Origin of the sequence: Streptomyces sp. SM11, from assembly GCF_002910905.1 — a bacterium.
Lineage (GTDB): Bacteria > Actinomycetota > Actinomycetes > Streptomycetales > Streptomycetaceae > Streptomyces.
In genome coordinates this window covers 1-6,884 of sequence record NZ_NEUE01000217.1, presented here as the reverse complement: position 1 = coordinate 6,884, position 6,884 = coordinate 1, and the positions used below count along the sequence as shown (strand labels likewise).

9 protein-coding genes are annotated in these 6,884 nt (G+C 70.6%); 2 read left to right on the top strand and 7 right to left on the bottom strand.

Annotation, left to right across the window (positions count from 1 at the left end; translation table 11 throughout):
- The 3 genes from recA to B9S58_RS40270 all read right to left on the bottom strand — a co-directional run.
- The coding region (gene recA, locus B9S58_RS22280) for a recombinase RecA (protein ID WP_103533857.1) at positions 1–980 on the bottom strand (980 nt) is incomplete at its 3' end.
- A gap of 191 nt (positions 981–1,171) precedes the next feature.
- On the bottom strand, positions 1,172–1,564 hold the full coding sequence (locus tag B9S58_RS40275; protein WP_374935704.1) for a phosphotransferase: 393 nt from the start codon (positions 1,562–1,564) through the stop codon (positions 1,172–1,174).
- A complete protein-coding gene (locus B9S58_RS40270; RefSeq protein ID WP_374935703.1) occupies positions 1,494–2,072 on the bottom strand; it encodes a phosphotransferase in 579 nt (192 codons plus the stop codon). Before B9S58_RS40270 ends, B9S58_RS40275 begins: the two co-directional genes overlap by 71 nt.
- A gap of 101 nt (positions 2,073–2,173) precedes the next feature.
- Here B9S58_RS40270 and B9S58_RS22270 point away from each other — a divergent pair, with 101 nt between their 5' ends.
- Positions 2,174–3,127 carry an SDR family oxidoreductase gene (locus tag B9S58_RS22270; RefSeq protein WP_258044883.1) on the top strand — a complete coding sequence of 318 codons (954 nt, stop codon included), beginning with the start codon at positions 2,174–2,176 and terminating at the stop codon, positions 3,125–3,127.
- 77 nt (positions 3,128–3,204) lie between these two features.
- Here the strand turns inward: B9S58_RS22270 and B9S58_RS22265 are convergent, their stop codons facing one another.
- Together B9S58_RS22265 and B9S58_RS22260 are read right to left on the bottom strand one after the other, a co-directional pair.
- Positions 3,205–4,371, bottom strand: coding sequence for an AI-2E family transporter (locus tag B9S58_RS22265; protein ID WP_103533856.1), 1,167 nt, complete (start codon positions 4,369–4,371; stop codon positions 3,205–3,207).
- Between the two features lie 228 nt (positions 4,372–4,599).
- Positions 4,600–4,794, bottom strand: a complete 195-nt coding sequence (locus B9S58_RS22260; RefSeq protein ID WP_030594640.1) for a DUF3046 domain-containing protein — start codon at positions 4,792–4,794, stop codon at positions 4,600–4,602.
- Between the two features lie 79 nt (positions 4,795–4,873).
- Here B9S58_RS22260 and B9S58_RS22255 point away from each other — a divergent pair, with 79 nt between their 5' ends.
- Positions 4,874–5,788 (top strand): hypothetical protein, encoded by a 915-nt coding sequence (locus tag B9S58_RS22255; protein WP_103533855.1) that lies wholly within the window; start codon positions 4,874–4,876, stop codon positions 5,786–5,788.
- 62 nt (positions 5,789–5,850) lie between these two features.
- On the opposite strand, the gene B9S58_RS22250 is transcribed toward B9S58_RS22255, so the two are convergent.
- Both B9S58_RS22250 and B9S58_RS22245 read right to left on the bottom strand, forming a co-directional pair.
- Positions 5,851–6,156, bottom strand: a complete 306-nt coding sequence (locus tag B9S58_RS22250) for an AzlD domain-containing protein (RefSeq protein ID WP_103533854.1) — start codon at positions 6,154–6,156, stop codon at positions 5,851–5,853.
- Positions 6,153–6,884 (bottom strand): AzlC family ABC transporter permease (locus B9S58_RS22245; RefSeq protein ID WP_103533853.1); only part of this gene is annotated, 732 nt, incomplete at its 5' end. The genes B9S58_RS22245 and B9S58_RS22250, both read right to left, overlap by 4 nt.

Here is a 6,884-nt window from a genome sequence, read left to right as displayed (position 1 = left end):
AGCTTCTCCAGGATCTTCTTCTCGATCTCGTTGGCGAGGTCGGGGTTGTCCTTGAGGAAGTTGCGGGCGTTCTCCTTGCCCTGGCCGAGCTGGTCGCCCTCGTACGTGTACCAGGCGCCGGCCTTGCGGACGAAGCCGTGCTCCACGCCCATGTCGATCAGTCCGCCCTCGCGGCTGATGCCCTGGCCGTAGAGGATGTCGAACTCCGCCTGCTTGAACGGCGGCGCGACCTTGTTCTTGACGACCTTGACGCGGGTACGGTTGCCGACCGCGTCGGTCCCGTCCTTCAGCGTCTCGATCCGCCGGATGTCCAGACGCACCGAGGCGTAGAACTTCAGCGCCCGGCCACCGGTCGTGGTCTCCGGCGAACCGAACATCACGCCGATCTTCTCGCGGAGCTGGTTGATGAAGATCGCGGTGGTCTTGGACTGGTTGAGCGCACTGGTGATCTTGCGGAGCGCCTGGCTCATCAGGCGGGCCTGGAGACCCACGTGCGAGTCGCCCATCTCGCCCTCGATCTCGGCGCGTGGCACCAGGGCCGCCACGGAGTCGATGACGATCAGGTCCAGGGCGCCGGAGCGCACCAGCATGTCGACGATCTCCAGCGCCTGCTCACCGTTGTCCGGCTGGGACAGGATGAGGCTGTCGATGTCGACGCCGAGCTTCTTCGCGTACTCCGGGTCCAGCGCGTGCTCGGCGTCGATGAACGCCACCGAACCACCGAGCTTCTGCGCGTTCGCCACGGCGTGCAGCGTGAGCGTCGTCTTACCGGAGGACTCCGGCCCGTACACCTCCACCACACGGCCGCGCGGCAGACCGCCGACCCCGAGGGCGACGTCGAGGGCGGTCGATCCCGTGGGGATGACCTCGATGGGCTCGTTCGGCCGCTCACCGAGGCGCATCACCGCACCCTTGCCGAACTGTCGTTCAATCTGCGCGAGCGCGGCGTCCAGCGCCTTCTCGCGGTCGTTTCCTGCCATGGGTTCCACCCGATTTGCTTGAGTCGATCGCTTCACGTCACAGACGCTAACCCCTGCCACTGACAATGGGCCTCGACGTCCTCCCGGCCTGTGGACAACTCCACGGTCGGGCCCGGGAAAACCCGGCCGGAATCCCATCAGAATGGATGCTCGATTTCGGTGTCAAGCGCACCACGCGGGCCCCGCGCCTGTTACCGAGCGCCCCTCAGAACACGATCGAGGGCTGCCCGGCCCGCGGGTCCCCAGGTCGGCTTGCCGCCGGGAAGGCCCTGGTCCCCGTTCCGGCCCACGAGCATGAGGACCAGGCCCTTCAGAGCGGCCAGCCCGCGGGCGCGGCGGATCGCCGCCTCGTCCGCCTGCGCGTACACGTCGAAGAACCGCGATGCGGCGCCCGCCGGAAGGACCACCCATGCGGCCGCCAGATCCCACGCCGGGTCACCGGCGAACATGTCACCGAAGTCGATCACGCCCGAGAGCGTTCCTCCCGAGACGACGACATTCGCGGGGTGGAGGTCACCGTGCACCCATACCGGCGGGCCCTTCCACTCGGGGGCCGCGACGGCGTCGGCCCAGACGGCCCGGATCTCGTCGGCGATGTCGCCGGGTGCGACGGCCTCGAAGAAGTGGTCGAAGCCGTCCGTGCACATCCTGGGGTGAGCGCCGCGGTCCGCACTGGTCGGCGCCCCGGCGGGCGCCTCCACGTGGAGGCGCCCGGAGGAAGCGCGCCAAAGCGTCGGCCGCGTCGTCGCCGCGGACGATCGAGGTGTGGTCCAGGGGCTCACCGGGAACCCACGTCATGATGGTCCAGGGCTTCGGGAAGAGTGCGGACGGTTCACCGGTCCGCACCGGGTTCGGGACCGGGAGAGGGAGGCGCGGGGCCAGGACGGGCAGCCACCGCCGCTCCTTGCGCTGGAGACCGGGGGCACGTTCGGTGCGCGGCATGCGTACGGCCAACACGTCCCCGACGCGCCACTGCTGGTTGTCCCAGCCGCCTGCCACTTCGCGGACGGCCAGCCCCGCAAGGTCCGGATGCTGCTCCCGCAACAGGTCGCGAACCAACTCTGCGGTGATCTCGATCTCGGCATCGGTCATGCGAAGCCACGGTACTGGAGCGGGCAGGGCGCCTCCCGCCCCTTCCGCAGGCACACGGCCGAGCCTGCGCACTGGAACATGTCGCCCTATATTCGATCAGTATGGGAGCGACTGCGGAAGCCGGAAAGCCCCGCGGAGGGCAGGCCCCCGGATCCGACCTGGCCGGCCGTGTGGCGCTCGTCGCCGGAGGCACCCGCGGGGCCGGCCGCGGGATCGCCGTCCAGCTCGGCACCGCCGGGGCGACCGTGTACGTGACCGGTCGTACGAGCGGGTCCGAGCGCTCCGAGATGGACCGGCCCGAAACGATCGAGGAGACCGCGGCCCTGGTCGACGCGGCGGGCGGACGGGGGATCGCCGTCCAGGTCGACCATCTGGTTCCCGACCGGGTCAGGGCGCTCGTGGCCCGCGTCGCGAGCGAGCAGGGGGCCCTGCACATCCTGGTGAACGACATCTGGGGCGCCGAGATCGAGTGGGACAAGCCGGTGTGGGAGTCGTCGCTCGACACCGGGCTGCACACCCTGCGGCTGGCCGTCGACACCCACGCCATCACCAGTCACTTCGCGCTGCCGCTGCTGATCGAGACACCGGGCGGACTGGTCGTCGAGATGACCGACGGGACGGACGAGTACAACGCGTCCAACTACCGTGTCTCGTTCTTCTACGACCTGGCCAAGGCCGCGGTGAACCGGATGGCCTTCGCCCTCGGCCATGAACTCGCACCGCACCGTGCGACGGCCGTGGCGCTCACCCCGGGCTGGCTCCGGTCCGAGGCCATGCTCCAGGCCCACGGGGTGACCGAGGCCGCCTGGCGCGACGCCGTCGCGCACTCGCCCCACTTCGCGATCTCCGAGTCCCCCGCGTACGTCGGCCGTGCCGTGACCGCCCTCGCCGGCGATCCCGAGGTGGCCCGCTGGAACGGCAGGTCGCTCTCCAGCGGGCAGCTCGCCCAGGTGTACGGCTTCACCGATATGGACGGCAGCCGGCCCGACGCCTGGCGGTATCTGACCGAGGTCCAGGACCCGGGCCTGCCGGCCGATGTGACCGGCTACCGCTGACGCCCCCCGGTGTGACCGGCTACCGCTGACGCCGCCCGGTGTGACGGGCTGCCGCCGAGACCACCCGCTGTGACCGGCTACCGCTGAGGCGACCCGCCCGACGTGCCCTCCGGTCCACCGCGGCCGGCGGTCCGGGGGCCGTTCACCAGGCGGCGTATCCGTGACGGCAACGGCCTCCGGGGAACGCGGCTGCTCCCCCCGTGCACCCGTGGGTCGTCGGTGACGTCGTACCGCTTCACATAGGCGCCGAGGAACGCCTGGAGCGTGGCGACGGCGGGGATGGCGACCAGCGCGCCGACCGCGCCGAGCAGGGCGGTGCCGGCGATGACCGATCCGAAGGCGACCGCGGGGTGGATGTCGACGGTCTTCGCGGTCAGCTTGGGCTGGAGCACATAGTTCTCGAACTGCTGGTAGACCACGACGAACCCGAGCACCCACAGCGCGTACCAGGGGTCGACCGTGAAGGCGATCAGCATGGGCAGAGCGCCCGCGAGATACGTGCCGATGGTGGGGATGAACTGCGAGACGAGTCCGACCCACACTGCGAGCGCCGGGGCGTAGGGCACCCCCAGGATCACCAGCAGGATGTAGTGCGCGACGCCGGAGATCAACGCCATCAGACCGCGCGAGTAGATGTACCCGCCGGTCTTGTCGACCGCGATCTCCCAGGCCCGCAGCACCTCGGTCTGCCGGGCCGGCGGCAGGACGGAGCACAGGGTGCGGCGGAGCCGGGGGCCGTCGGCCGCGAAGTAGAAGGAGAACAGGAAGATCGTCAGCAGCCGGAACAGCCCGCCGAGGACCGTGGTGGAGACGTCGAGCACTCCGGTGGCGCTGTTCTGGACGTACTTCTGCAACCAGTCGGAGTGCAGCAGGCTGTCCTGGACCTCGACCCTGGAGAGTTCGGTGCGGAAAGTCTGGTTGACCCAGTTGATCACCGAGTCGATGTACTTGGGGAACTCGTCGACCATGTCGACGATCTGGCCCGCGAGCATCGACCCCAGCAGCACCACGAATCCGACGCCGAAGATCATCAGGCCGAGGAAGACGAGGAACGTGGCCAGCCCGCGGCGTATGCCGTGACTCGCCATCCGGCCGACCGCGGGCTCGACGGCGAGCGCGAGGAAGAACGCGATCAGCACGTTCGTCAGCAACCCGATGAGCTGGTCGAACGCCCAGCTGCTGAGCTGGAAGCAGGCGTAGAGCGCCAGGGCCAGCACCATCGCACGCGGCAGCCAGCCGGGCATACGGACCCCGCCGCCGCCGGACGGCGGCACGGGTGGTGCGGCCGGCGGGGCGGGTGGGGAGGCGGACGGCTGGACCGGGACGGTCTCGTCTGTCGATGGCACGCGACAAGTCTGGCCCATGCCTCCGGCCACCGGTCCGCCGCCCCGGGTCGACCGTCCCGGCTCCGCTCCCGCCAGGAACGGGTCGCCGCGGGGTTCAGCGCATGTGCACCAGGACCCGCACGACGTTCAGCGCATGTCCGCCGGGACGTCCATGGCCGCGCAGACCCCGCGCCAGACGTCCTTGGCGTCCCAGCCCGCGTCCAGGGCCTGGTGCACCGTGCGGCCGCCGAGTTCGGCCATCACATGGTCACGGGCGAAGGAGTCCGCGTACGCCGCACCGAAGTGGTCGGCCATCCGCTCCCAGAAAATCGTCAACCGCATGCCACCAGTATCCCGCTCCTGAGAGTGCAGCCGGTCCGCCGGGCAGGTGCCCGGCTCCTTTCCCCTCTACGGTCGGTCCATGGCTGGAACCGGAGCAAACACCCTCGCCCGCGCCGAGCAGTTCATCTGGCTCACGGCCCGTGTCCTCGAACAGCGGAGGTTCGCCCATGGCTTCCTCGGCGGAGATCCCGACGCCGTCGAGACAGCCCTCTCCGCCTATCTGAACGAGGACGGCGGTTACGGCCACGCGCTGGAACCCGATCTCCGGGGTCCGGTCAGCCAGCCGCTGCACACCGCCCATGCGCTGAGCGTTCTTGATTCGATCGACCGCTGCGACGGACACCGCGTGGAACGGATCTGTCGCTTTCTGACCGATGTATCAACCAAAGAAGGCGCGTTGCCCGCTCTGCTCCCCACGCAGCGCGGCTATCCCGCGGCGCCGTTCATCCCGATCGTGGACGACCCGCCGGCGGAGCTGCTCACGACCGGACCGGTCGTCGGTCTGCTGCACGGCAATCAGGTGTGGCACGCCTGGCTGTTCCGCGCGACGGACTTCTGCTGGAGCGCCGTCGAGGCTCTGGAACAGTCCCATCCGTACGAGGTCGAGGCCGCGGTCGCCTTCCTGGACTGCGCCCCGGACCGGGCCCGCGCCGAGGCGGCGGCCGACCGGCTCGGCCGTCTGGTGCGCGAACAACGGCTCGCCGTGCTCGAACCCTCCCGGCGGGCGGAGTACCCGGTGGCGACGGGCTACGCGCCGGGCGAGCATCACTTCCCGCACGACTACGCCCGTACGCCCGGGTCCCTGGCCCGCCACTGGTTCACGGACGAGGAGCTGGAACGCTCGCTCGACCACCTGGCCGCCGAGCAGCAGGAGGACGGCGGATGGCCCGTGACCTGGCGTCAGTGGGCCCCGGGAACCGCGCTGGAAGGGCGCCCCCTGGTGACGCTCAGGGCCCTGGGGACGCTCCGCGCGTACGGTCGCCCGCTCGGCTGACCGCGTGTCCGGTGTGACGGGCGGGCTCCTCTGCGGCTTCGCTCCCCAGGCGCTCGACGTGCTCAGGCCAGCGCGCGTACGCCCGCCGTGACCAGGACGCCCGCACCGACGACGACCAGGAAGGGAGCACGAAGGACCAGGGCGAGCGCGGCCGCCCCGAGACCGGCGGCACGGGCGTCGAGAAGGAGTTGCTGGCCGTCGCCGAAGGTCTGCTGCGCGGTGAGAGCTGCCAGCAGCGCCACGGGCAGCAGGGCGGCCATCCGCTGGACCAGCGGTCGCTCCAGCACGCCTGCGGGCACCAGCAGGCCCAGGAGCTTGGCGAGGTAGCAGCCCGCCACGGTCAGTCCGATGGCAATCCAGACGTTCATGAGTGCCGCTCCCCCTTCTTCCGCTGTGCAGCCGCGTCGTCCTTGGCGTCCGCTCCCCGCTTCGTCCGTCCCATCAGGAAGAGGACGATCGGCGCCGCGAACGCCGACAGCAGGACGGGCACGCCCGCCGGCAGCACGGGCAGCAACGTCAGGGCCAGCAGGACGGCCAGGCCCGCCGTGACGCGTTCGGTGGTGCTCTTGAGCATCGGCGCGAGCAGCGCGAGGAACACCGCGGGACTCGCCGCGTCCAGGCCCCACACGTCGGTGTCGCCCAGTGCCTCGGCGCCCAGAGCGCCCACCAGGGTGGTGAGGTTCCACAGCACGTACAGGGTGAGCCCGGTGACAGTGAAGCCGATACGCGCCGCCCGCCGGGTGGGCTGGGGCAGGGTGACCGCGGTCGTCTCGTCGATGACCCAGTGGGCGGCGAAGGGCCGTACCGCACGGGGAAGGGCGAGCAGCTGGGAGAGCCGCAGACCGTAGAACGCGTTCCGGACGCCCAGGAAGAACGCCCCGGCCGCCGCGGTGTACGGGTTGCCGCCCGCGGCCAGCGCGCCGACCAGGGCGAACTGCGAGGCGCCGGTGAAGACGAGAAGACTCAGGACGCAGGTCTGGAGCAGGCTGAGGCCGGAGCCGGCAGAGGTGACGCCGAAAGCGAAGCCGGAGAGCCCGACGGCGATGCCGACGCCGAGCGCGTCCCGGACGACGGCCGCGTCCGGCTTGTCCGGTCG